The following is a 22,368-nucleotide window of genomic DNA, read 5'->3' as shown; positions in this document are numbered from 1 at the left end:
CCGCGTCAGCTTTGCCGCAATGCAGAATCGCGGATTTCCACCCTGTGGATACGCATCGCGGCGCAACAATGCAATGCCTCGGATGTGGAATTGGTAATTTTATGACCCTGCAGGCGCAGCATCTGATTTTGCTGTCGCAGCATCCGGGCGCGCCGCCGGCATGATAGGCTCGCCCGCGGGCGCGTCATAGAAATGCGCAATGGAGTTGGCGTAATAGGTCAGCAGCGCGCGTTCATGCGGCGCGGCCCGCCAGCGCCCGCCGGTTTCCTCTATGAGGTTGCGCCGCGCGAGGACGGCGCGCGCGCGGGCGACGGCGGCGGGGAACGCCTCGGGCGCGACCAGCGGCGTGTCGGCCCGCGCCTCCGCGGCGCAGGCGCGCATCGCGTCGAGCATCCCGTCGGCGTCGAGCGGGCTTTCGGCCAGCAACATCACGCGCGCCAGCATCGGCGCGAAGAGAAGCGGCATCGCCGCCTCGATCCGCTGCATCAGGTCGCGGCCCAACACCTCGATCGGGGGGACGCCGCCGTAATCGCTGAGCTTCACCGGCTCGGCAAAGACCACCGCGGCGACGCCGAACCGCCGGAACCGCCCGCGCAGCCGCTGCCAGATCATGCGCAGGACAAAGCGCAGCACCACCGACATGCGCGCGCGGAACCGCCGGTCGCCGCGCGCTCCGGCGGAGACCAGCACCCGGTCCTCGAGCACGCGGTCGTAATTGATCGCCACCGGCACGAAGACCACGTCGCGCGCCCCCGGCGTCCAGCCGTCGATGGCATAGGACAGCAGGCCGAGCTTCGGCGGGCGCGTCAGGCCGTCGACGCTGAGCCCCCCTTCGGGAAAGATCGCCTGCGTCACGCCGCCTGCCGTCGCCATCTGCACGTAACGCCCCAGAACCGTGCGGTAGAGCCCGCCGCGCGACCGGCGGCGGATGAAATAGGCGCCCATCGACCTGATGAGACGGCTGAGCGGCCAGACCTGCGCCCATTCGCCCACCGCGTAGGACAGCGCCGAGGCCTTGGACGCCAGCGTCGTGACCAGCACGTAATCCATGTTGCTACGGTGGTTCATGATGAACACCACGGTGGCGTCCCTGTCGATCGCCTCGAGCACCGCCATGTTGTCCGGCCCGGTGCGCACCGAGTAGAGCGCGCCCGCCAGCCAGTTCGCCAGCCGCGTGCCGAGGCCGAAATAGGCGAAGGCGCTGAAGCTCGGCACGATCTCGCGCGCGTAGCGGCGGGCCTTCTCGAAGGCGACGTCCTCGCGCACGTTGTGCTTGCGCGCGTAATCGACGATGGCCTGGGTGACGGTCGGATCGTAGATCAGCCGCTGGATCATGTCGTGCCGGCGCGCCAGCTTGAACGGCTCTATGGGTCGCGTCAGCCGTTCGTTCAGCCTGGCCACCGCGCGTTCCAGCCGGCGGCGAAAGAACCAGCGCACGGACGGGAACAGGAAATGCGACGCGAAAGTCACCGCGGCGAAGGCCAGTAGCAGCAGCAGCGCCCAGAGTGGCATTTCCACAGTCGATGTCATTCGGGCCTTTCCGCTTTTCCGGTCCCGCTCGGGGGCGCAGGTGCGGGCATCGTAACCGCTCGGGCTTGGGTCCGGTAGGTCCGATGAAGCGTTCCGCGCAAGAGTTGGGACACAGCAAAATGCCGCATCGCGGCGAATTGACATCGGCACAATCTTCCAAGTATGCAGTCGTTGGCGTAACATTGTTGCGCACCTGAATTTCGACAGTCTGGAGACCGCCGATGTCCGAATCCGCACCCCGCCCGCAGCAAGACCGCCCTTGGCTGATTCGCACCTATGCCGGACATTCAACGGCAGAGGCGTCGAATGCGCTTTATCGCGCGAACCTGGCGCGCGGGCAGACCGGGCTCAGCGTGGCGTTCGATCTGCCGACGCAGACCGGCTATGACAGCGACCACGCGCTGGCGCGCGGCGAGGTCGGCAAGGTCGGCGTGCCGATCTGCCATCTGGGCGACATGCGCGCGCTGTTCGACGGCATCCCGCTCGAACAGATGAACACCTCGATGACGATCAACGCGACCGCGCCCTGGCTGCTGGCGCTCTATATCGCCGCGGCCGAAGAACAGGGCGCCGATGTCGAGAAGCTCACCGGCACGGTGCAGAACGATCTAATCAAGGAATATCTCTCGCGCGGCACTTATATCTGCCCGCCGAAACCCTCGCTCAGGATGATCGGGGACGTGGCCGAATACTGCCTGAAGAACGTGCCGAAATGGAACCCGATGAACGTGTGTTCCTACCATTTGCAGGAGGCCGGCGCGACGCCCGAGCAGGAACTGGCCTTCGCGCTCTCCACCGCCATCGCGGTGCTGGACGAACTGAAGCCGCGCGTGCCCGAGGCGGATTTCCCCGCGCTCGCCGGGCGGATCAGCTTCTTCGTCAACGCCGGCATCCGGTTCGTCACCGAGATGTGCAAGATGCGCGCCTTCGTCGATCTCTGGGACGAGATCCTGCGCGACCGCTACGGCGTGGAGGATCCGAAGTTCCGCCGTTTCCGCTACGGCGTGCAGGTCAACTCATTGGGCCTGACCGAACAGCAGCCCGAGAACAACGTCTACCGCATCCTGATCGAGATGCTGGCGGTGACGCTGTCGAAAAAGGCCCGCGCGCGGGCTGTGCAGCTTCCGGCGTGGAACGAGGCGCTGGGCCTGCCGCGCCCCTGGGATCAGCAATGGTCGATGCGGATGCAGCAGATCCTGGCCTACGAGACGGACCTGCTGGAATACGACGACCTCTTCGACGACAACCCGGTGGTGGATGCGAAGGTCGAGGCGCTGAAGGAAGGCGCGCGCCACGAACTGGAAACGCTTGCGGGCATGGGCGGCGCGATCGGCGCGATCGAGCACATGAAGGCGCGCCTGGTCGAGAGCAACGCCGCCCGGCTGGCCCGGATCGAGGCGGGCGAAACCGTGGTCGTGGGCGTGAACCGCTATACCGAGGGCGAAGCCGGCCCCCTGATGGGCGAGGACGGCGGGATCATGACCGTCGATCCCGGCGTCGAGGCCGACCAGATCGCCCGGCTCGAGGCGTGGCGCGCAGAGCGTGACGCGGCGGCGGTCGAAATGGCGCTGTCGGCGCTGCGCGAGGCCGCCGCGATGGGGCAGAACATCATGCCCGCCTCGCTCAACGCGGCGCGCGCGGGCGTGACCACCGGCGAATGGGCCGCAGAAATGCGCGCCGTGCACGGCGAATACCGCGGCCCCACCGGCGTGTCGTCCAGCCCCTCCAACCGCACCGAGGGGCTGGAGGAGTTGCGCGCGTCGGTCGACGCGGTTTCGACCCGGCTGGGGCGGCGGCTGCGGTTCCTCGTCGGCAAGCCGGGGCTCGACGGGCATTCCAACGGCGCCGAACAGATCGCGGTGCGCGCGCGAGATTGCGGCATGGACATCGCCTATGAAGGCATCCGCATGACACCCGAGGAACTGGTGCGCACCGCGCTCGAGGACGGCGCGCATGTGGTCGGCCTGTCGATCCTGTCGGGCAGCCATATCCCACTGGTCGAGGACCTGATGGAGCGGATGCGCGCGGCCGGCCTCGGGCATGTGCCGGTCATCGTCGGCGGCATCATCCCCGAAGAGGACGCGCGCCGCCTCTCGGAAATGGGCGTGGCCAAGGTCTATACCCCCAAGGATTTCGGGCTGAACACGATCATGATGGATATCGTGACCCTTGCCGACCCCAAGGCGGTGGCCGCAGAATGAACCGGGCATTCCCCGACTCACCGCGATGAAAGGCCACGACAATGAGCGACCCGATCACGATCCGCCCCCTCGCCCAGACGGATGAACCCGACTGGCGCCGCCTGTGGACCGGCTACCTCGACTATTACGAAACCACCGTCCCCGAAGAGGTCTACCGCACCACGTTTCGCCGCCTGCTCTCGGACGATCAGCCCGACCAGAACGGCCTGATCGCGCATCGGGGCGGCGACGCGGTCGGACTTGTCCACTATATCTATCACCCGCACAACTGGCGGCTTGAAAAGGTCTGCTACCTCCAGGATCTCTATACCGACCCGGCCGCGCGCGGCGGCGGCGTCGGGCGCAAGCTGATCGAGGCGGTCTATGCGCAGGCCGACGCCGACGGTTGCCCCTCGGTTTACTGGATGACGCAGGATTTCAACCAGACCGCCCGCTATCTCTATGATCGCATCGCGACCCTGACCCCCTTCATCAAGTACAACCGCTGATTCCGCCCGCACGGTATTGCGGAACCATCCGCGATTGCCCCGCCCCCGCCATGGGGCTAATGCGGTCCCCGACCGATCAGCCGGAGGGCCGCATGGTGCCGTCAATCCCGAAGGTGGGCATCCTGCCCAACAACATGAGACTGGGTTTCGCGCCGGGGGATATTCCGCTGGCCGACCTGGTCTGGCCATTGGGCGCGCCGCCCGGGGTCGAGGACGGGCGCCTGCGCGACCTTGGTCCCGACGATCACCTGATCGTCTCACCGCGCAAGACGGTGCACCTGCGCCCCGGGTTCGGCACGCGGGCGCGCGTGTCGATCCTGGTGATGGAGCCTGCCGCCATCCACGGCGCGCATTTGCGCGCGCTGCGCTGGACCTATCGGCGCTTCTTCCGCGTGCTGACCTGCAACGAGGATCTGCTCGGGGCGATCCCCAACGGGATTTTCTTCGCGCATGGCGACACATGGGTGTCCGAGTGGCGCGACCTCGAGGTGAGCAAGACGCGGATGTGTTCGCTCATCGCCTCGACCAAGCGTTCGCAAGAGGGGCACAGGCTGCGCCACGCCGTCGCTGGCTGGGCCGGCGCCGAGGGGCGGGATGTCGATCTGCTGGGCTGGGGCTATCGCAAGTTCGGCGCCAAGGCCGAGGGGCTCGCGCCCTACCGCTACTCGGTGGTGATCGAGAACGTGCGCGAGCGGAACTACTTTACCGAAAAGATCATTGACGCGGTGCTGTGCGAGACGGTGCCGATCTACTGGGGCTGCCCCAATATCGGCGATTTCCTCGACACCGACGGCATGATCCTCTGCCGGGACGAGCGCGAGATCCGCGCCGCCATCGAGGCCATGTCGCCCGCCGACTACGCCGCGCGCCGGCCCGCGCTAGTCGCGCAGAAGGCCCGCGCGGCGCATTGGGGCGATACCCTGCGCCGCGCCGCGGAGGCGGTGCTTGACGCGCGCTGAGAACCTGCGCGCGCCACCCATCCCTCAGCCCGCGATAAGCCCCATCTGCTCGAGCTTGAGAATCACCTGGTGCGCGCAGTTGTCGACCTCGACATTCTCGGTCTCGACGCGCAGTTCGGGGCTTTCGGGCACGTCGTAAGGGTCCGAGATGCCGGTGAACTCCTTGATCTTGCCCTCCCGCGCGAGCTTGTAGAGCCCCTTGCGGTCGCGGCGCTCGCATTCCTCGAGGCTGGTGGCGACGTGCACCTCCACGAAGGCGCCGAAGGCCTCCACGTCCTCGCGCACCGCGCGGCGGGTGGTGGCGTAGGGCGCGATCGGCGCGCAGATGGCGATGCCGCCGTTCTTGGTGATTTCACTCGCTACGTATCCGATGCGCCGGATGTTGAGATCGCGGTGCTCCTTGGAAAAGCCGAGCTCGGAGCTGAGGTTCTTGCGCACGATGTCCCCGTCCAGAAGCGTAACGGGACGCCCGCCCATCTCCATCAGCTTGACCATGAGCGCGTTGGCGATGGTCGACTTGCCCGAGCCGGAGAAGCCGGTGAAGAACACGGTGAACCCCTGCTTGCTACGCGGCGGGAACCGGCGGCGCAGTTGCTTGACCACCTCGGGAAACGAGAACCAGTCGGGAATCTCGAGCCCCTCGCGCAAACGGCGGCGCAGTTCGGTGCCCGAGATGTTGAGGATGGTGACGTTGTCGCGGTCCTCGATCTCGTCGATGGCCTCGTATTGCGCGCGCTCCTGCACATAGACCATGTGCTTGAAGTCGACCATCTGGATGCCGATCTCGTCCTGGTGCTCGCGCACCAGATCCTGCGCGTCGTAGGGGCCGTAGAAATCCTCGCCTTCGGAGTTCTTTCCGGGGCCGGCGTGATCGCGCCCGACGATGAAATGCGTGCAGCCGTGATTGCGCCGGATGAGCGCGTGCCACAGCGCCTCGCGCGGGCCGCCCATCCGCATGGCGAGGTTCAGCAGGCTCATGGTGGTGGTCGATCCGGGATATTTGTCGAGCACCGCCTCGTAGCAGCGCACCCGGGTGAAGTGATCCACGTCGCCCGGCTTGGTCATGCCGACGACCGGGTTGATGAGCAGGTTCGCCTCGGCCTCGCGCGCGGCGCGGAAGGTCAGTTCCTGGTGCGCGCGGTGCAGCGGGTTGCGGGTCTGGAAGGCCACGATCTTGCGCCAACCCAGCTTGCGAAAGAAGGCGCGCAGCTCATTGGGCGTGTCGCGGCGGGCGCGGAAGTCGTAATGCACCGGCGGCTGGATGCCGGTGACCGGCCCGCCGAGGTAGACCGGACCGGCAGTGTTGTGCAGGTAGTTCACCGCCGGATGGGCGGTGTCGTCCGCGCCAAAGACGCCCTTGGCCTCGCGCGCCTTGTCGGGCGTCCAGCGGTCGGTGACCGTCATCGTGGCGAGAATCACCCCCTCCTGGTCGCGCAACGCGATGTCCTGACCAAGCTCCAGCCCCTCGGCGAAGTCCTCGGACACGTCGAGCGTGATCGGCATCGGCCAGAGCGTGCCGTCGGCAAGCCGCATTTTGTCGACGACCCCGTCGTAATCCTCTTCCGAAAGAAACCCCTTGAGCGGGTTGAATCCGCCGTTCATCAGCAGTTCGAGGTCGCAGATCTGGCGCGGCGTGAGGTCGTGGCTCACCAGGTCACCCGCCTCCACCTTGAGCTTCTGCGCGCTCTCGTAACTGACATAGAGTTCGGGGATCGGGGTGAGGTTGCTCAGCATGGTCATCGGATCACTCTCGGTTTTTGCCTGGCCGTCGGGCATCCACGGCCCGTTGGCGCGCGGCATAGACCCTGAATGTGGCGAAAGTCTAGCGCACGGGCGCGTTTCCGTCGCCTTGGGGACATTTTTTCCACATTCGTGCGGGGTTTCAGGAAAATCCGCGCAAGGCGTCGGCGCCGACGACAATCGTGTTCAGCGGCGTGACCGGCAGTTCAGCGACGCCGTCGCTCAATTCCGGGGACGCTCGGCGAATTCCGTCCAGCGCCCCGATCAGCGCGTCGAGATGGCCGCGGTCAAGTTCGGGCGGCGCGGCCGCCTCCACGCGCGCGGCGTCGCCATGCGCGCCCAGGATGCGGATCCGCGCGCCGATCCGGTGGCGCAACGCCCGCGCCGTGCGGTCGTAATCGGCAAGAGACGCGCCGGGCGTCTGCGCGAAGAGCCGCCCGTGATAGAGGAAATCGGCGGCGAAGAGCATGTCCCGCTCCGCCCACCAGAGCGCCACGCTGTCCGGCGAATGGCCGGGCGTGTGCAAAAGGGTGAGCGCCGCCCCGCCAAGGTCGATCACCGAGCCGACCGGCAGCCACTCCGCCACCTTGATGCGCGGCGCGGCGCGGTTCTCGCGCGCGCCGAGGAACAGCGCCTCGGTCGGGATGACGACGCCGTCCGCCGCGCAGGCGCGCAGCATCGGCAGGTCGGCCAGCGCCACACGGTCAAAGGCTTCCACGTTGCCCAGGTGATCGTAATGCATATGCGAGGGCAGCGCGGTCAGCGGCAGATCGTTGAGCCGGCCCACGACGCCCGTGATATCGCCCCCGAAAGACCCGGTATCGAAGAGCAGGGCGCGCTCCGCGCCGCGGATCAGGTAACTCCAGTTCTGCTGGTGATAGCGCGGTTCGCCTATGGCGAAGACGCCGGGGGCAATTTCCGCGATCTCGTACCAGTCGTCCTGCATCGCCCCGCTTCTTCTTTGTAAAAATACTCTCTTGCGACGGCCCTTCCCGGCCTATTCGCCCGCGGCGACCTCCGCGCCGTAGCCCAGAGGTTCCGTCACCTCGCTGCGCGGCGCGTCGTCCTGCTCGGCCAGCCAGCGTTCTGCTTCGAGCGCGGCCATGCAGCCCATGCCGGCCGAGGTCACCGCCTGCCGGTACTTCCAGTCGGTAAGATCGCCCGCGGCGAAGATGCCGGGGATCGAGGTTTCGGTGCTGTCGGGCTTCGTCACAACGTAGCCGCCCATATGGGTTTCAAGCGCGTCCTTCACCAGCTCGTTCGCGGGCGCGTGGCCGATGGCGATGAACACGCCCTTGCACGGAATATCGGTGATCTCGCCGGTCTTGACGTGCTTCACCTTCACGCCTTCGACGCCGAGCGGATCGTCGGTCCCGTAGACCTCGTCAAGCGTGTGGAACCACAGTGGCTCGATCTTGGGGTTCTTGAGCAGCCGGTCCTGCAATATCGCCTCGGCGCGCAGCTCGTCGCGGCGGTGGATCAGCGTCACCTTGGACGCGAAATTGGTGAGGAACAGCGCCTCTTCGACCGCGGTGTTGCCGCCGCCGACGACGACGATCTCCTGCCCGCGGTAGAAGAACCCGTCGCAGGTGGCGCAGGCGCTGACGCCGAAGCCCTTGAATTTCTCCTCCGACGGCAGGCCCAGCCACTTGGCCCGCGCGCCGGTGGCGAGGATGATCGCGTCGGCGACGTATTCCGTGCCGCTATCTGACTGGCAGACATAAGGCCGGGCGGTGAAATCGATGCTCGTGATGATGTCGCCCACGACCTCGCAGCCCACGGCGCGGGCGTGCGCCTCCATGCGGATCATCAGGTCGGGGCCCTGCACCTCTGTGTCGCCGGGCCAGTTCTCGACCTCGGTGGTGGTGGTGAGCTGCCCGCCCGGTTCGATCCCCTGCACGAGGATCGGCTCAAGCATCGCGCGGCTGGCGTAGACGGCCGCGGTATAGCCGGCCGGGCCGGAGCCGATGATCAGGACTTTGGTCTTGCGGGTCTCGGCCATGTTCATGCCTCTCAATGCTTGGGTTGCGCGCCACGCCTGATATAGACGCGGGGGCGGCGGGACGAAAGCCCTGCATTGCTTGCGGCCGGGGACGGGCTGCGCGAAGATGGCGAAACGATATTGCGCGCGCGCGAAACAATGTTGCGCAACCTTCGGCCCTCATATAAGAAACGCGAAAACCTGCTGCTTATCCGGGGGGCTGGCATTAAATGGCGACGACACGCCTCGATCCGATCGACCGCAAGATTCTGGCCGAATTGCAGGCCGATGGCCGCATGACCAACGTGGAACTGGCCCGCCGCGTCGGAATTTCCGCGCCGCCCTGCCTGCGCCGGGTGCGCACGCTCGAGGAAAGCGGGCTGATCCGCGGCTATCACGCGGATGTGGACGCGCGCGAGCTGGGGTTCGAGGTGCAGGTCTTCGCCTCCGTCGGGCTCGTCAGCCAGGCCGAGGCGGATCTCGGCGCGTTCGAGGACCGTTGCCGCGCCTGGCCGCTGGTGCGCGAGTGCCACATGCTCAACGGCGAGGTGGATTTCATCCTCAAATGCGTCGCCCCCGACCTCGGCAGTTTCCAGCGGTTCCTGACCGAGGAACTCACAGCCGCTGACAACGTGGCGAGCGTCAAGACCTCGCTGGTGATCCGCCGCGCCAAGGATGAGCCCGGCGTCCCCTTCGACGTGCTCGAGGAGCGGCTGGCGCGCGACGCCTAGATCGCGCCGGCCCCGCCCATCCCCTTCAGCGGCCCGCGCGGATGCGCGAGGCTGCCGAAATCGACCGGCCGCGACACGTGCGGAAACAGGCCGAGGAACAGCGCCAGATCGGCAGCGCCGAGGTTCTGGTCAAAGCCCGGGCCGGGGTGGAACGTCTCTACATGGAGGCCGGCGGCGGTGATCGTGGCGTGCCGGTGCAGCGCCAGGTGGTAGAGATGCACCGCGCCGGGCGGGCGCAGTTCGATCGCGTGCGTCCCGTCGACAAGGTCGGTCACCGGGTAAAGGGTTTCGTCCAGCAGGCCGGGGATGCGTCGCATGATGCGCGCGCCGGGACCGGCCATGAAATCGGCCATTGGACGGCCGATCCCCAACGCATCCGGCATCACCCGCACAAGGCGCGGCGCGGCGTCCTCGCGCGCGCAGGCGGCGGGGCGCATGGTCATCGCGCCGACCCAGAGCAGCGGTGAAGGTCCGCGTTCATTGGTGTGCAGCCACATGCCGGGAGTGAGATCCTCGACCGCGACGGGCCCGGCCGTGGTGGCGATCAACGCGCCGCGCGCGAAGGCTGTGAAAGCGTCGAGAAAGGGCGGCGTCCGCGGCACGCGGTGATGGGCGGCCCCGATGCTGCCGTCGCGGCGCAGATACTGGACATCGCAAGAAAAGACCGCCCGCTCGCCGCCCGCACGCGTGTCTAGTGGGCGAACCATGCGTTGGGGGGCGCCATTATCGGCCGGCGTCGCGCGCCGGAGGCTCTGCGCCGAGGGGGTGTAGACCATGTCGCGTTACCCTTTCGAGGTTGTCACAACCGCGTCGGCTCCCACCGACGACGACAGAAGAACTGGTGTCTCTTGTCTCACTACATGCGCAAAACGGCGGAATTCGGGCATTATCGTCCAGTTTCCGAGAACATTCGATGCCCGCGCCGCGCCAATCCCACGCCGGGGTGCGGGATTGTTGACCGGATGCGAACGGAGTGGGCTCAATCCGGGCCGCCCTCGCCCCGCCGCTCATGATAGGAACGGGACCGCCAATGGACGGCCCCGCTCCGGACACAAACCGGGCACTCGTCAAAACCTTCGGGAGCGACCCCGCGGGCTCAGGCCCGGCGCAGATCGCTGAGCGCAGCGCGCGCGGGATGGCGGGTCGCGTTCGCGCGCTTGCCCCGCGCGAAGGGCAGCGTCGGAAGCTCGGCGCGGCTGGTCGCGATGACCGACGCCATCCAGCGTTTCTGTTTAAGTTTCATGCGCTTATCTCCTCGAAATACCCAACCGGCGGGCCTGTTGCTCCTGACCAGCGGACTATCGCGGGGATTTGCGGCCAAGATTTGTCCGCAACTGGGGCATTTCCGGTTCAATCCGCGGCAGCCGGGCGGCGCGTCCGCGCTCAGAGACGGATGACCGAGACCAGCCTGCCGTAATCCGCCTCGCCCTCGTGGGTGGCGCGGCGGTAGGAGTAGAACCGCGCCGGGTCCGAATAGGTGCAGTGCCGGAGCCATTCGGCGCCCCCGACCCCGGCGCCGCGCAGCCGGTGCAGGCCGTATCCTGGCAGGTCGAACTGCACCTGATCGCCGGCGCCGCCGGCGAAGAAGCGGGCGTTTTCGGGGTCGTCGGCCATGAAGTCCTCCATGAACTCCGGCCCGACCTCGTAGGCGGCCTGGCTGATCGCCGGGCCGATGACGGCATGGGTGTTCGCGCGCGCGGCGCCCAGCGCCTCCATCGCGTCGAGCGTCGCCTCAAGCACCCCGTCGAGCGCCCCGCGCCAGCCCGCATGGGCGGCCCCGATCACCCCGGCGTCCGCGTCGGCAAAGAGCACCGGCTGGCAATCCGCCGTCAGCACCGCGAGCGCGAGGCCGGGCGTGCGCGTCACCATCGCGTCGGCGCGCGGCCGCTCTTGCGGCGGCGCGTCCAGCGTGACCGCGCTGGCGGAATGGACCTGGTGCAGGCTCAGCAAGTGATCGGCCGGCACCTCCATCGCGGCGGCGACGCGGGCGCGGTTGATCGCCACGATCTCGCTCTGGTCGCTTGACCCATTGCCGCAGTTCAGCCCGGCAAATATCCCCGAGGACGCTCCGCCCTTGCGGGTGAAGAAGCCGTGGCGCAGCGGCGCGAGGCTGTCGGAAGTGAGGATCTCGAGCGTCATGGATCCAACCCGGGTGGCGGTGCGGCGCCCTGCGCATAGAGCGCCATCACCTTGAAGAGGGTCCCCATTTCCGCCGGGTGGGTCAAGCGCCGATGTGCGGCGACATGCGATTCAAGCGCCGCGCCACTCAGCCCGGCGGCCAGCGCCTGCGCGCGCGCGGTGATCCCCAGCCGCTCAAGCCACACGCCCTGCGGGGTCAGGCGGCTGTGCAAGGCGGGTGCGGCGGCGCGGGCCAGCGCCTCGAAATCAACATGCGCGGTCAGGTCGGCCTTGCCCGGCTCGGCCAGCGGATCGGCTGGGGCATGATCGCGCAGCGCCTGGAAGGTGTCGCCCTGCGCGCGCCAATCGCCGTAATCAACGATGAGCGCCGCGCCGCCCTCTCGTGCGATGCGCGCGCCGAGCGCGGCGGCGATTTCCTGCCCCTCGGGCGAGAATTCCACGATGTCGCCGTCGCGCGTGTCCGCGAGCCGATGCTCCAGCGCCGCGACGCCCATGCGCCCGCCCAGCCCGAAGGTCAGCGCCCCGCCGCGCAACCCGACGCAGCGCTCGCGCCAGCCCGGACCGTCGCGCTGCATCTGCCGGATCGGCAGCGCGTCGAAGAATTCGTTGGCGATGAGGAAAAGCGGCAGCGCCGGCACATCCTCCAGCCGGTCGCGCCAAGTGACCTCGCGGTCGCCCAGCGCTTGCCGCTGGGCCTGCCGCAGCGGCGGCGAGGCCTCGACCAGGTGCAGGCGGGCGGCGGCGTGAAAGCCCGGCACGCCGGCGGTGGCGCGCAGCATGTCGGCCATGAGCGTGCCGCGCCCCGGCCCCAGCTCGGCCAGAGCGAAAGGGGCGGGCGCGCCCTGATCCATCCACGCCTGCGCAAGCGCGAGTCCCGCCAGTTCGCCGAACATCTGGCTGATCTCGGGCGCGGTGGTGAAATCGCCCGCCGCGCCCAGCGGATCGCGGGTGCTGTAATAGCCGTGCTCGGGGTGCATCAAACAGTCGCGCATGTATTCGTTAAGCGGGATCGGCCCGGTCTGGGCGATCCGCGCGGCCAGTTGCCGGCCAAGCGGCGTCACGCGACCCGCCGTCGCCGCGCCCAAATCGCGACGATGAGGCCGAAGACGATCATCGGCAGCGACAGCAGTTGCCCCATGCTCAGACCGAGACCGCCGATCTGGACCACGTGGCCCAAGGGGTTGTCCGGCGTGATGAACTGCGCATCCGCCTGCCGCGCGAATTCGACGATGAAGCGGCCCACCCCGTAGCCTGCGAAGAACAGGCCGGTGATGACGCCGGGGCGCTTGAGCGCGCCGCGCCGCCAGGCGAGCCAGAGCAGGATCGCGCCCAGCAGCACCCCTTCGAGCAACGCCTCGTATAGCTGCGAGGGATGGCGCGCGCAAAGCCCGACCACGCCGGGGCAGTCCTGCGCCGCCGCGCCCGGAAAGACGACCGCCCAGGGCAGATCGGTCGGGCGGCCCCAGAGTTCGTCATTGATGAAATTGGCCAGCCTGCCGAAGAAGATGCCGATCGGCGCGACCATGCACATCGCGTCCGCCGTCGACAGCGGCCTGATCCCGTGCCGCCACGCGAACAGGTAGTTGACCGTGACCACGCCCAGCAATCCGCCGTGAAACGACATCCCGCCCTGCCAGATCATCGGGATCTCGGCCGGGTTGGCCAGGTAGTATGCGGGCTGGTAGAACGCCACGAAACCCAGTCGCCCGCCGAGAATCACCCCGAGGATCACCCAGAACAGCAGGTCGTCCACCTGCGCCGGCGTCATCGGGGCCGCATCGTTCCGCCAGAGCCTTGGGCGGCGCGCCGCCGCGACCACGATCCGCCAGCCGATCACCAGTCCCGCGATATAGGCCAGCGCGTACCAGCGCAGCGCGAATTCGAACCCGAAGAGAGAGATCGAGAATATCTCGGGCGAGATGTCGGGGAAGGGAATGAGCGCCTGCATTTGCGCCTCTCTTGCCCCGCGCCGCGTTGGGCGTCAACCTTGTGAATCGCGCGCCCGCGCCCCATATAGGAGCCGACTGAAATGACGGAGGCCGAGGATGCAGAGCCGTAACAAGGTGCTCGACGATATCTCGCACCTGATGACCAACGCGATGGGCGTGGCGCAGGGCGCGAAACAGGAAGCGGAAACCGCGATGCGCTCGATGGTGGACCGCTGGCTGGCGGACCGCGATTTCGTCACCCGCGAGGAATTCGACGCGGTGCGCGCGATGGCGCAGAAGGCGCGCGAGGAGAACGAAGCCCTCAAGACGCGACTCGACGCGCTCGAAGCCGGGAAAAAGAAGACGAAGGGCTGAGGCCGCGCGCTCAGCGCCCTTATTCGTAAAATTGTTGCAAAGTTTGATTTGACTCGAGGTTCGCGTCGCCGCACGCTCGTTGAAATGTTGCGTTGTATCAATGCCTTACCACCTATGGCTGTGTGCCGCGGGGGCGTATCAGTCAGGGGTTGCGAAATGGCGGCGCGGTCGATCGGACGGGCGCGCAAGGCACGCACCGGTTCCGGCGCAGGCAGGTCTCGTGTCCGGTGATCCGGCAGAGGAGATCCGCGCCGTGCAGGGCGCGCTGGCCAGGGCGAAGGCGCTGCGCAGGATCATCCAGCACGCCGAGAACCAGTTGCGCCGGGACGCCGCGATCATCACCTATACACGGCTGATCGACGACCTGATCGAGCGGCTGCACGCGCTGAACGAGGCGGGCGTCTTCGAGCGCGTCGTGCACCTGATCGAAGCCGAGCCCGACGCAGAGGGCTGACCCACGACCCGCGCGGCATGTTGCAGCGGGGATTCGGCGCTCCACAAGTTATTGCGGTTATCCACAACAAATAGCTTTACAGGGCGACTCGCGTCCCTCACCATATCTGGTAGGGACGCGGGGGCGAACCCCCGTCCGTTGAGCAGACGCCTAGCGATTGGGGGCGATATCCGCCTTCTCCGCTATATAAAAACGAGGTGGCGCCGTGGCATTGTCCGAACAGTTCCTACAGGAAGATCTTCACCCCATCGACATCGTCGAGACCCTGGCCGAGCATAACGACTGGGACTTCGACCGGATCGGCGACGACCAGATCGCCATGGCCGTCGAGGGCCAGTGGCGCACCTATTCGATCACGCTGGCGTGGTCGGGCTACGACGAGACCCTGCGCATGGTCTGCACCTTCGAGATGGAGCCGCCCGAGGAAAAGCTGCCCGCGCTCTACCACGTGCTGAACGAGATCAACGACCAATGCTGGGCCGGCGCGTTCACCTACTGGGCCGAACAGAAGCTGATGGTCTATCGCTACGGCCTGCTGATGAGCGGCGGACAGGGCGCCAGCCCGGAGCAGATCGATACGCTGATCACCGCCGCGGTCACCAGCGCGGAACGCTACTACCCGGCGCTGCAACTGGTCGTCTGGGGCGACCGCGCGCCGCGCGACGCGATGCAGGTCGCCATCGCCGAGGCCTTTGGCCGCGCCTGACGCCTGACCCGATCGAGCGTCTTCGACACGCATCTTCAGTGCTCGCGCAAGCGCGAGACAGGGGGCCGGCCCCCACGTTGAATTTTCACGAAAATTCAACCCTCCCTTGGGATATTTCGACGCAAGAAGAAAGACGGGGGCGCAGGAGATCGCCGCTTTCGCCATCTTGCGTTGCCTCGCGGAATCGCCGCGCGTAAGACTTGGGGCGTGAAGCGGAGGGACCTGGTATGGATATGAACGATGTCACCGAACGCGGGCTGGTATTGCTCGGCTGCGGCAAGATGGGATCGGCGATGTTGCAGGGCTGGCTTTCGGACGGATTGCCGCCCGGTTCGGTCTGGGTGATCGACCCCGCGCCGTCGGACTGGTTGCAAGGCGTCGGCGTGCGACTCAACGAGGATCTGCCCGAGGCCCCGGCGATCGTGCTGATCGCGGTCAAGCCGCAGATGATGGGCGACGCCCTTCCCGCGATCGCGGCGATGGGGGGTGGCGACACGCTGTTCGTGTCGGTCGCGGCGGGCACGTCGATCGCCGCGTTCGAAGAGGCGCTGGGGGATGATAGCCCGATCGTGCGGGCCATGCCCAACACGCCTGCCGCCGTGGGCCGCGGGATCACCGCCATCATCGGGAATGATCACGCCGGCACCGGGCAGCTCGATCTTGCCGAGTCGCTGTTGCGCGCGGTGGGACAGGTGGTGCGGCTGGAGCACGAGGACCAGATGGACGCGGTCACCGGGGTTTCGGGCTCCGGGCCGGCCTATGTCTTTCACATGATCGAGTGCCTCGCCAGCGCCGGCGAGGCGCAGGGCCTGCCGCCCGAGATGGCGATGCAGTTGGCCAAGGCCACGGTGGCGGGCGCCGGCGCGCTGGCCGAGGCCGCCGAGGAGACGCCCGAGCAACTGCGCGTCAACGTGACCAGCCCCAACGGCACCACGCAGGCCGGACTGAAGGTGCTGATGGACACCTCGGACGGGTTGCCGCCGCTGATGATCCGCACCGTGGGGGCGGCGGCCGAGCGTTCGCGGGAGCTGAAACATGGCGGATGAGATCACGTTCGACGACTTCCTCAAGGTCGATATCCGCGTCGGGCGCGTAACGCGGGCTGAACCGTTCCCCGAGGCGCGCAAGCCCGCGATCAAGATGTGGATCGATTTCGGCCCCGACATCGGCGAGCGCAAGACATCGGCGCAGATCACCGCGCATTACACGCCCGAATCGCTGACGGGCAGGCAGGTGATCGGCGTGGTGAACTTTCCGCCGCGCCAGATCGGCCCCTTCATGTCCGAGGTGCTGGTGCTGGGCGTGGCGGATGCGGATGGCGAGATCGTGCTTTTGCGCCCGGACCGTGAGGTTCCCGAAGGCGGGAGGATGCATTGACACGGGTGTTCCTGACCCGCCCGCTTCCGGGCTGCGTGGTCGCCGCCGCCGAGGCCCACTTCGAGGTGGAGACGCGCGAGAGCACCGGACCGATGAAACCGGCCGAGATGCGCGCGGCGCTGGCGCTCTACGACGGGGTTCTGCCGACGCTGGGCGATGCGTTCGACGCGGAGATCTTCGGCGACGGGCATCACCGCTGCCGGGTCCTCGCCAATTTCGGGGTGGGATATAACCATATCGACGTGGCCGCGGCGCGCGCCTGCGGGATCAGCGTGACCAACACGCCGGGCGCCGTGACCGACGCGACGGCGGATATCACGCTGACGCTGATGCTGATGAGCGCGCGCCGCGCCGGCGAGGGCGAGCGGATGCTGCGCGCGGGCGCGTGGGAGGGCTGGCACCCCACGCAGATGCTTGGCTTGCACATGAGCGGCAAGACGGTGGGCGTCATCGGCATGGGGCGAATCGGGCAGGCGGTGGCGCGGCGCTGCCGCTTTGGCTTCGGCATGGACGTGCTCTATGTCAGCCGGTCGGAGAAGACGCTGGATTTCGACGCGCGCCGGATGGAGAGCGCCGAGGCGCTGGCGGCAGAGGCCAATTTCGTCGTGATCGCCGTGCCGGGGGGGGCCGAAACGCATCGCCTGATCGGCGAGAGCGTGCTGGGCGCGATGCAGCCGCACGCGCATCTGATCAATGTCTCGCGCGGCGACGTGGTGGACGAGGCGGCGCTGATCGCGGCGCTGACCGAAGGGCGGATCGCGGGCGCCGGGCTCGACGTTTACGAGCATGAGCCAAAGGTGCCCGACGCGCTGATCGCGCTGGAGAACGCCGTGCTTCTGCCGCATCTCGGCACCGCCGCAACCGAGGTGCGCGAGGCGATGGGGCTGATGGCGGTCGAGAACCTGCGCGCCTTCTTCGCGGGCGAAGAGCCGCCGAACCTCGTCAATTGAGCGGCGGTGCGACGCGGGGTTCCGCTTGACCTCGTCGCGTGCGTGCTATGATCTGCGCGGACCCATCTTCGGAGCTTTCTCATGACTTCCCCCGCCATCACGGGCGCCGCGGTCTTCACGCCGGAGGAGACCATCACCAACGCGGAACTGGTCGCGGCCTTTAACGCCTATGCCGACCGGTTCAACGCCGAGCACGCCGCGGAAATCGCGGCGGGCGAGGTCAGGGCCAAGGCCCATTCCAGCACGGAATTCATCGTCAACGCCTCGGGCATCGAGCGCCGTCACGTGCTGGACAAATCCGGCGTGCTGGACCCCGAGGTGATGCATCCGCGCCTGCGCCCGCGCAGCGACGAGGAACCATCGGTCATGGCCGAAATGGCGCTGGCCGCCTGTCGCGACGCGCTCGCGCAGGCGGGCCGCGACCCCGAAGAGGTCGATCTCGTGATCTGCGCGGCCTCGAACCACGAACGCGCGTATCCGGCGATCGCGGTCGAGATCCAGCAGCTTCTGGGCGCGGGCGGGTTCGCCTTCGACATGAACGTGGCATGTTCGTCGGCCACCTTCGGCATGCAGGCGGCGGCGGACATGATCCGCGCCGGATCCGCGCGCTGCGCGCTGGTGGTCAACCCCGAGATATGTTCGGCCCATCTGGAATGGCGCGACCGAGACTGTCATTTCATTTTCGGCGATGTCTGCACTGCGTCGGTGCTGGAACCCGCGGAGGCGGCGCAGGGCGCGCATTTCCGCATACGCAGCACCCGCTGCGCGACGCAGTTCTCCAACAACATTCGCAACAACAACGGCTTCCTGCGGCGCGCGCATGGCCAGATGGAGGACCGGCGCGACATGCAGTTCATGCAGAATGGGCGAAAGGTCTTCAAGGAGGTGCTGCCGCTGGTCTCCCAGCACATCCTGTCGCATCTCGCAGAGGAAAACGTGGCGGCCGACAGCCTCAAACGGCTCTGGCTGCACCAGGCGAACAAGGCGATGAACGATTTCATCGGGCGCAAGGTGCTGGGACGCGCGCCCGAACCGGACGAACAGCCGAACATCCTTCAGGACTATGCCAACACCTCTTCGGCGGGGTCGATCATCGCGTTCTCGAAATACTCGAACGACCTCGCCCCCGGTGATCTCGGGCTGATCTGTTCCTTCGGGGCGGGGTATTCCGTGGGATCGGTGCTGGTCGAGCGGGCGGGCTAGCCGGTTATCGCTTCAGCCCCGGCTTCGGCTCGTTGCGCCTCTCGTTCCACGCGGGATCCTCGCGCTTGATCCGCCGCGCCACGAGATAACCGGTCGGCCACGCCATCACGAGGCCCGCGATGACGCAGGCCGCGATGACCCAATATCCGTAGTATCCAAGCGAAAACGCCGCGATCACCAGCGCCCCGGCAATGGAACTGCCGCCGATCACGGCGATGAAAATGGCGAGACGGTCCATGGCGCAATCCCCCTGATCTGGCGAAGCGTTCTTATGGAAAACGCGGCACGCGCGGCTTGGTTCCGGCGCGTCGCCGCGCTGCGACGTCTTTTGTCTTGAATTTCGGCGGGTTGTTCGGAAAACTGTCTTGGGTATCCGCGTCGGGACGCCCCGGAACACGAGGGGCGAGAAGATGACGGCGATGGCGAGCTACCTGAAGAAGCACACCGAGGCGCTGGTCAAGGATGTCGGCATCGAGCCGGCCTGCAAGCTGACCGGCAAGTCCAAGGCGACGCTGGGGCGCTACTATTCCGGGCATCCCGAACACGCGGACCGTTTCATGCCCGTCGATGCGGTGGCGGCGCTGGAAGAGGCCGCGAGCTATCCGCACGTCACCGCCGCGCTGGCCGAGCTGAAGGGCATCGGTCTCGACTTCGACGAGACGCGCCGCAACACGCGCGGCAAGGGCGGTGTGAACAGCGACGTGATCGCGCTCAGCCAGCGGTTCGCGATGCTGATGGCCGAATACCAGCAGTCGATCGAGGACGGCCGCATCACGGTGAACGAAGCCAAGCGCCTGCTGCGCGAAACGACGCATCTGCAAAAGGTGCTGGTCGACATGAAGATGCACCTCGAGGACGAAACCACCTGAGCCCGCCCTGCCCGCCTCAGCCGCTCTGCCGGAGCGCGCTGGGCGCGCGCCCGTAGCGGGCCTTTACCGCGCGGGCCAGCGCGGCGGGCGAATCGTAGCCGCAGCGCACCGCGATCTCGGCGATGCCGAGCTGCGTCCCGTCGAGCAGCTTGCGCGCTTCGGACAGTCGCAGGTGGCGATAGACGGCGCCGGGCGGCGCGCCGAGCGCGCGGCGGAACCGCCGGTCGAGCGTGCGCGGCTGGCAAGTGAGCCGCCGGGCCACGGCGGAGAGGGGGAGCGGACGCTCCACGTGTTCGCGCATCAGCGCCAGCGCGCGGCGCACCAGCGGGTCGCCCTCCGGCACGACCTGCGCCGGTCCGCGGTCGCCCGAATGCATGAACTGGTCCTCCACGTCGAGCCGCGTCGCCGTTCCCGCGTGCCGCGCGATCAGGTCGAGCGTGAGGTCGAGCGCCGACATCGCCCCCGCGCAGGTCACGAACGGGCCGTCGCGCAGGGCGCGCGCGCGCTCGACTTCGACCTTCAGGAACCGTTCGGCGAACGCGTCGAGCATGTCCCAATGCAACGTCGCGTGCCGCCCGTCGAGCAGCCCCGCCGCCGCCAGCAGCCAGGGCGCGGTATCGAGACCGACGACCGTCCCCGCCCGCCCCGCGGCGGCGCGCAGCGCGCGGCGGGTTTCGGGCGTATCGTGGCGCAGGTGGTCATAGCTCGCGTGGACGAACAGGTAGTCGCATTCCGGCAGGTCGCGCAGCGCGCCATGCGGCAGCACCTGGATGTCGCTGGACGATCGCGCCGGCGCGCCGTCCGGCGTGACGATCCGCCAGTCGAAGAGCGCCTCGCGCGCCACGTCGTTGGCGGCGCGCAGCGGTTCGAGGCAATTGCTCAGGCAGAGGTTCGAGAACCGGTCGAAAATCAGGATCCCGATGGTGACGGGGCTTGCCGGGGTTTTTGTCCATTTCTGCATCATGATTGTCCAATACGGAAAGAGCCATCCACCGTCCAGCGGGCTAGGTTGGCGGCGAACCAGAACCGGAGGAAACCGACCCATGCCCCTGACCATGAACCGCGAGGTTTTCATCACCTGCGCCGTCACCGGCGGCGGCGGCACCCAGGACCGCAGCCCGCACGTCCCCCGCAGCCCCGAACAGATCGCCGACAGCGCCATCGCCGCGGCCAAGGCGGGCGCGGCGGTGGTGCATTGCCACGTCCGCGACCCCGAGACCGGCGCGCCGTCGCGCGACGTGAAACTTTACCGCGAGGTCACCGACCGCATCCGCGCCAGTGATACCGACGTGGTGCTGAACCTCACCGCCGGGATGGGCGGCGACATGGTGTTCGGCGACGCCGAATCGCCGCTGCCGATCAACGAGTCCGCCTCGGACATGGTGGGCGCGACCGAGCGCGTGGCCCACGTCGCCGAATGCCTGCCCGAGATCTGCACGCTCGATTGCGGCACGATGAACTTTGCCGAAGCCGACTACGTGATGACCAACACGCCGGGCATGTTGACCGCGATGGGCCGGATGATGACCGAACTCGGCGTCAAGCCCGAGATCGAGGCGTTTGACACCGGCCATCTCTGGTACGCCAAGCAGTTGGTGAAGGACGGCGTGCTGGAGGCGGACGCGCTCGTGCAGCTTTGCATGGGCGTGCCGTGGGGCGCGCCCAACGACCTCAACACCTTCATGGCGATGGTCAACAACGTGCCCGCCGACTGGAACTGGTCCGCGTTTTCGCTGGGCCGCGACCAGATGCCCTATGTCGCCGCCGCGGTGCTGGCGGGCGGGAACGTGCGCGTCGGGCTCGAGGATAACCTGATGCTCGACAAGGGCGTGCTGGCCGAGAACCACCAGCTCGTCACCCGCGCGGTCGAGATCATCGAACGCCTTGGCGCGCGCGTGATCGGTCCCGAGGACGTGCGCAAGAAGCTGAACCTGACCAAGCGGGCGCCCAAAGGATGACCCGCCGCGTCCTCATCACCGGCGGCGCGTCGGGAATTGGCCTTGGCCTTGCCCGTCGTTTCGCGGCCGAGGGCGACCGCGTGGCCCTCTGCGACGCCGACGCGGACGCCGTGGCGCGCATGGGCGACGCGCTGCGCGGCGCGATCGCCGCGGTCGCGGACGTCACCGACGAGGCGCAGATGGCCGCCTTTCTCGACCGCGTCGAATCGGAATGGGGCGGCGTCGACGTGGTCTGCGCCAATGCCGGCACCGGCGGACCGGCCGGGCGGATCGAGGATCTGGATTATGCCGACTGGCAAGCCTGCATCGGCGTCAACCTCAACGGCGCGTTCCTGACCTGCCGCTGGGCCGCGCGGCTGATGCGGGCGCAGGAATCGGGTTGCATCATCCTCACCTCGTCCACGTCCGGTCAGTGGGGCCACCCCTACCGGTCGCCCTACGCCAGCGCGAAATGGGGGCTCGTCGGGCTGACCAAGACGCTGGCGATGGAGCTTGGGCCCGCCGGCGTGCGGGTCAACGCCGTCTGCCCCGGCGCGGTCGAGGGGGAGCGCATGGATCGCGTCGTCGCGATGGAGGCCGCGGCCTCGGGCCGGCCAGAGGCGGACGTGCGCGAGCAATACGTGCGCGGCGTCTCCATGCGCACATGGGTCACGGTCGATGACCTCGCGGACACCTTCCTCTTTCTCGCCTCCCCCGCGGCAAGCAAGATGTCGGGCCAGATCATCGCGGTCGATGGCCATACCGAAACCAACGCGCCCTGAGGGCGCCCCAAGGCGGAA

General features: G+C 67.7%; 25 protein-coding genes. 14 read left to right on the top strand and 11 right to left on the bottom strand.

The window, feature by feature from the left end; all coding sequences use genetic code 11:
• Nucleotides 1–99: 99 nt before the first annotated feature.
• A complete protein-coding gene (locus D6850_RS00610) occupies nucleotides 100–1,530 on the bottom strand; it encodes a 1-acyl-sn-glycerol-3-phosphate acyltransferase (protein ID WP_121163026.1) in 1,431 nt (476 codons plus the stop codon).
• 221 nt (nucleotides 1,531–1,751) lie between these two features.
• Between D6850_RS00610 and D6850_RS00605 the strand changes: the two genes are divergently transcribed.
• The 3 genes from D6850_RS00605 (at nucleotide 1,752) to D6850_RS00595 (ending at nucleotide 5,178) form a co-directional block, all read left to right on the top strand.
• Nucleotides 1,752–3,731 (top strand): protein meaA, encoded by a 1,980-nt coding sequence (locus D6850_RS00605; protein ID WP_121163025.1) that lies wholly within the window; start codon nucleotides 1,752–1,754, stop codon nucleotides 3,729–3,731.
• 41 nt (nucleotides 3,732–3,772) lie between these two features.
• Nucleotides 3,773–4,219 (top strand): GNAT family N-acetyltransferase, encoded by a 447-nt coding sequence (locus tag D6850_RS00600; protein WP_121163024.1) that lies wholly within the window; start codon nucleotides 3,773–3,775, stop codon nucleotides 4,217–4,219.
• A 92-nt stretch (nucleotides 4,220–4,311) separates the two neighbouring features.
• Nucleotides 4,312–5,178, top strand: a complete 867-nt coding sequence (locus D6850_RS00595; RefSeq protein WP_121164966.1) for a hypothetical protein — start codon at nucleotides 4,312–4,314, stop codon at nucleotides 5,176–5,178.
• Nucleotides 5,179–5,202: 24 nt separating this feature from the next.
• On the opposite strand, the gene D6850_RS00590 is transcribed toward D6850_RS00595, so the two are convergent.
• The 3 genes from D6850_RS00590 to trxB all read right to left on the bottom strand — a co-directional run bounded on the left by D6850_RS00590 (nucleotide 5,203) and on the right by trxB (nucleotide 8,920).
• Entirely contained in the window at nucleotides 5,203–6,918 is a 1,716-nt protein-coding gene (locus D6850_RS00590; protein ID WP_121163023.1) for a bifunctional sulfate adenylyltransferase/adenylylsulfate kinase, read from the bottom strand.
• Nucleotides 6,919–7,060: 142 nt separating this feature from the next.
• Nucleotides 7,061–7,864 (bottom strand): MBL fold metallo-hydrolase, encoded by an 804-nt coding sequence (locus D6850_RS00585; protein WP_121163022.1) that lies wholly within the window; start codon nucleotides 7,862–7,864, stop codon nucleotides 7,061–7,063.
• A 51-nt stretch (nucleotides 7,865–7,915) separates the two neighbouring features.
• Entirely contained in the window at nucleotides 7,916–8,920 is a 1,005-nt protein-coding gene (gene trxB / locus D6850_RS00580; protein ID WP_121164964.1) for a thioredoxin-disulfide reductase, read from the bottom strand.
• Between the two features lie 209 nt (nucleotides 8,921–9,129).
• Here trxB and D6850_RS00575 point away from each other — a divergent pair, with 209 nt between their 5' ends.
• On the top strand, nucleotides 9,130–9,630 hold the full coding sequence (locus D6850_RS00575) for an Lrp/AsnC family transcriptional regulator (RefSeq protein ID WP_121163021.1): 501 nt from the start codon (nucleotides 9,130–9,132) through the stop codon (nucleotides 9,628–9,630).
• Here D6850_RS00575 and D6850_RS00570 read toward each other — a convergent pair.
• The 5 genes from D6850_RS00570 to lgt form a co-directional block, all read right to left on the bottom strand.
• Complete coding sequence (locus D6850_RS00570) at nucleotides 9,627–10,406, bottom strand: Hint domain-containing protein (RefSeq protein WP_121163020.1); 780 nt, start codon at nucleotides 10,404–10,406, stop codon at nucleotides 9,627–9,629. The two genes, D6850_RS00575 and D6850_RS00570, sit on opposite strands and share 4 nt — an antisense overlap.
• Nucleotides 10,407–10,726: 320 nt before the next feature.
• A complete protein-coding gene (locus tag D6850_RS19370) occupies nucleotides 10,727–10,873 on the bottom strand; it encodes a hypothetical protein (RefSeq protein WP_166433962.1) in 147 nt (48 codons plus the stop codon).
• Between the two features lie 140 nt (nucleotides 10,874–11,013).
• Nucleotides 11,014–11,769: a peptidoglycan editing factor PgeF gene (pgeF, locus tag D6850_RS00565; protein ID WP_121163019.1), complete on the bottom strand. Its 756-nt coding sequence runs from the start codon at nucleotides 11,767–11,769 to the stop codon at nucleotides 11,014–11,016.
• Entirely contained in the window at nucleotides 11,766–12,830 is a 1,065-nt protein-coding gene (locus D6850_RS00560) for a class I SAM-dependent methyltransferase (RefSeq protein ID WP_245964057.1), read from the bottom strand. The genes pgeF and D6850_RS00560 overlap by 4 nt, the downstream gene beginning before the upstream one ends.
• The gene (gene lgt, locus D6850_RS00555) at nucleotides 12,827–13,717 is read right to left on the bottom strand and encodes a prolipoprotein diacylglyceryl transferase (RefSeq protein ID WP_121163018.1); all 891 of its coding nucleotides are present in this window, start codon (nucleotides 13,715–13,717) and stop codon (nucleotides 12,827–12,829) included. Before lgt ends, D6850_RS00560 begins: the two co-directional genes overlap by 4 nt.
• A 97-nt stretch (nucleotides 13,718–13,814) precedes the next feature.
• Here lgt and D6850_RS00550 point away from each other — a divergent pair, with 97 nt between their 5' ends.
• From D6850_RS00550 to D6850_RS00520, 7 genes are all read left to right on the top strand, one after another.
• Nucleotides 13,815–14,072 carry an accessory factor UbiK family protein gene (locus D6850_RS00550; RefSeq protein WP_121163017.1) on the top strand — a complete coding sequence of 86 codons (258 nt, stop codon included), beginning with the start codon at nucleotides 13,815–13,817 and terminating at the stop codon, nucleotides 14,070–14,072.
• A gap of 220 nt (nucleotides 14,073–14,292) precedes the next feature.
• Nucleotides 14,293–14,526 (top strand): hypothetical protein, encoded by a 234-nt coding sequence (locus tag D6850_RS00545; protein WP_121163016.1) that lies wholly within the window; start codon nucleotides 14,293–14,295, stop codon nucleotides 14,524–14,526.
• A gap of 205 nt (nucleotides 14,527–14,731) precedes the next feature.
• Nucleotides 14,732–15,232, top strand: coding sequence for a type III secretion system chaperone family protein (locus D6850_RS00540; RefSeq protein ID WP_121163015.1), 501 nt, complete (start codon nucleotides 14,732–14,734; stop codon nucleotides 15,230–15,232).
• 227 nt (nucleotides 15,233–15,459) lie between these two features.
• Complete coding sequence (proC, locus tag D6850_RS00535) at nucleotides 15,460–16,278, top strand: pyrroline-5-carboxylate reductase (RefSeq protein WP_121163014.1); 819 nt, start codon at nucleotides 15,460–15,462, stop codon at nucleotides 16,276–16,278.
• Nucleotides 16,268–16,609 carry a tRNA-binding protein gene (locus D6850_RS00530; RefSeq protein ID WP_121163013.1) on the top strand — a complete coding sequence of 114 codons (342 nt, stop codon included), beginning with the start codon at nucleotides 16,268–16,270 and terminating at the stop codon, nucleotides 16,607–16,609. Before proC ends, D6850_RS00530 begins: the two co-directional genes overlap by 11 nt.
• Nucleotides 16,606–17,559 (top strand): 2-hydroxyacid dehydrogenase, encoded by a 954-nt coding sequence (locus D6850_RS00525; protein ID WP_121163012.1) that lies wholly within the window; start codon nucleotides 16,606–16,608, stop codon nucleotides 17,557–17,559. Before D6850_RS00530 ends, D6850_RS00525 begins: the two co-directional genes overlap by 4 nt.
• An 81-nt stretch (nucleotides 17,560–17,640) precedes the next feature.
• Nucleotides 17,641–18,762: a beta-ketoacyl-ACP synthase III gene (locus D6850_RS00520; protein WP_121163011.1), complete on the top strand. Its 1,122-nt coding sequence runs from the start codon at nucleotides 17,641–17,643 to the stop codon at nucleotides 18,760–18,762.
• 4 nt (nucleotides 18,763–18,766) lie between these two features.
• On the opposite strand, the gene D6850_RS00515 is transcribed toward D6850_RS00520, so the two are convergent.
• On the bottom strand, nucleotides 18,767–19,000 hold the full coding sequence (locus tag D6850_RS00515; protein ID WP_121163010.1) for a hypothetical protein: 234 nt from the start codon (nucleotides 18,998–19,000) through the stop codon (nucleotides 18,767–18,769).
• Nucleotides 19,001–19,172: 172 nt separating this feature from the next.
• Between D6850_RS00515 and D6850_RS00510 the strand changes: the two genes are divergently transcribed.
• Nucleotides 19,173–19,631: a hypothetical protein gene (locus D6850_RS00510; RefSeq protein ID WP_121163009.1), complete on the top strand. Its 459-nt coding sequence runs from the start codon at nucleotides 19,173–19,175 to the stop codon at nucleotides 19,629–19,631.
• 16 nt (nucleotides 19,632–19,647) lie between these two features.
• Here D6850_RS00510 and D6850_RS00505 read toward each other — a convergent pair whose 3' ends face one another.
• Nucleotides 19,648–20,595, bottom strand: coding sequence for a GlxA family transcriptional regulator (locus D6850_RS00505; protein WP_245964056.1), 948 nt, complete (start codon nucleotides 20,593–20,595; stop codon nucleotides 19,648–19,650).
• A gap of 79 nt (nucleotides 20,596–20,674) precedes the next feature.
• On the opposite strand from D6850_RS00505, the gene bcoG reads away from it, so the two are divergent.
• Together bcoG and D6850_RS00495 are read left to right on the top strand one after the other, a co-directional pair.
• The gene (gene bcoG, locus D6850_RS00500) at nucleotides 20,675–21,589 is read left to right on the top strand and encodes a 3-dehydrocarnitine:acetyl-CoA trimethylamine transferase BcoG (protein WP_121163008.1); all 915 of its coding nucleotides are present in this window, start codon (nucleotides 20,675–20,677) and stop codon (nucleotides 21,587–21,589) included.
• Entirely contained in the window at nucleotides 21,586–22,350 is a 765-nt protein-coding gene (locus D6850_RS00495; RefSeq protein WP_121163007.1) for an SDR family oxidoreductase, read from the top strand. The genes bcoG and D6850_RS00495 overlap by 4 nt, the downstream gene beginning before the upstream one ends.
• Nucleotides 22,351–22,368 lie beyond the last annotated feature (18 nt).

The organism is Roseovarius spongiae, from assembly GCF_003651245.1.
GTDB classification, from domain to species: domain Bacteria; phylum Pseudomonadota; class Alphaproteobacteria; order Rhodobacterales; family Rhodobacteraceae; genus Roseovarius; species Roseovarius spongiae.
Note: the sequence above shows the minus strand (reverse complement) of the source record. Positions and strands in the feature narration are given on the sequence as shown.

Bases quoted from the DNA above. Each gene is read 5' to 3' on its own strand.
- D6850_RS00520 (WP_121163011.1), top strand. From the start codon at position 17,641: ATGACTTCCCCCGCCATCACGGGCGCCGCGGTCTTCACGCCGGAGGAG.
- D6850_RS00550 (WP_121163017.1), top strand. From the start codon at position 13,815: ATGCAGAGCCGTAACAAGGTGCTCGACGATATCTCGCACCTGATGACC.
- D6850_RS00505 (WP_245964056.1), bottom strand. From the start codon at position 20,595: ATGATGCAGAAATGGACAAAAACCCCGGCAAGCCCCGTCACCATCGGG.
- D6850_RS00575 (WP_121163021.1), top strand. From the start codon at position 9,130: ATGGCGACGACACGCCTCGATCCGATCGACCGCAAGATTCTGGCCGAA.
- D6850_RS00605 (WP_121163025.1), top strand. From the start codon at position 1,752: ATGTCCGAATCCGCACCCCGCCCGCAGCAAGACCGCCCTTGGCTGATT.
- bcoG (WP_121163008.1), top strand. From the start codon at position 20,675: ATGCCCCTGACCATGAACCGCGAGGTTTTCATCACCTGCGCCGTCACC.
- D6850_RS00585 (WP_121163022.1), bottom strand. From the start codon at position 7,864: ATGCAGGACGACTGGTACGAGATCGCGGAAATTGCCCCCGGCGTCTTC.
- lgt (WP_121163018.1), bottom strand. From the start codon at position 13,717: ATGCAGGCGCTCATTCCCTTCCCCGACATCTCGCCCGAGATATTCTCG.
- D6850_RS00495 (WP_121163007.1), top strand. From the start codon at position 21,586: ATGACCCGCCGCGTCCTCATCACCGGCGGCGCGTCGGGAATTGGCCTT.
- pgeF (WP_121163019.1), bottom strand. From the start codon at position 11,769: ATGACGCTCGAGATCCTCACTTCCGACAGCCTCGCGCCGCTGCGCCAC.
- trxB (WP_121164964.1), bottom strand. From the start codon at position 8,920: ATGGCCGAGACCCGCAAGACCAAAGTCCTGATCATCGGCTCCGGCCCG.
- D6850_RS00530 (WP_121163013.1), top strand. From the start codon at position 16,268: ATGGCGGATGAGATCACGTTCGACGACTTCCTCAAGGTCGATATCCGC.
- D6850_RS00590 (WP_121163023.1), bottom strand. From the start codon at position 6,918: ATGACCATGCTGAGCAACCTCACCCCGATCCCCGAACTCTATGTCAGT.
- D6850_RS00515 (WP_121163010.1), bottom strand. From the start codon at position 19,000: ATGGACCGTCTCGCCATTTTCATCGCCGTGATCGGCGGCAGTTCCATT.
- D6850_RS00510 (WP_121163009.1), top strand. From the start codon at position 19,173: ATGACGGCGATGGCGAGCTACCTGAAGAAGCACACCGAGGCGCTGGTC.
- D6850_RS00595 (WP_121164966.1), top strand. From the start codon at position 4,312: ATGGTGCCGTCAATCCCGAAGGTGGGCATCCTGCCCAACAACATGAGA.
- D6850_RS00600 (WP_121163024.1), top strand. From the start codon at position 3,773: ATGAGCGACCCGATCACGATCCGCCCCCTCGCCCAGACGGATGAACCC.
- D6850_RS00570 (WP_121163020.1), bottom strand. From the start codon at position 10,406: ATGGTCTACACCCCCTCGGCGCAGAGCCTCCGGCGCGCGACGCCGGCC.
- D6850_RS19370 (WP_166433962.1), bottom strand. From the start codon at position 10,873: ATGAAACTTAAACAGAAACGCTGGATGGCGTCGGTCATCGCGACCAGC.
- D6850_RS00610 (WP_121163026.1), bottom strand. From the start codon at position 1,530: ATGACATCGACTGTGGAAATGCCACTCTGGGCGCTGCTGCTGCTACTG.
- proC (WP_121163014.1), top strand. From the start codon at position 15,460: ATGGATATGAACGATGTCACCGAACGCGGGCTGGTATTGCTCGGCTGC.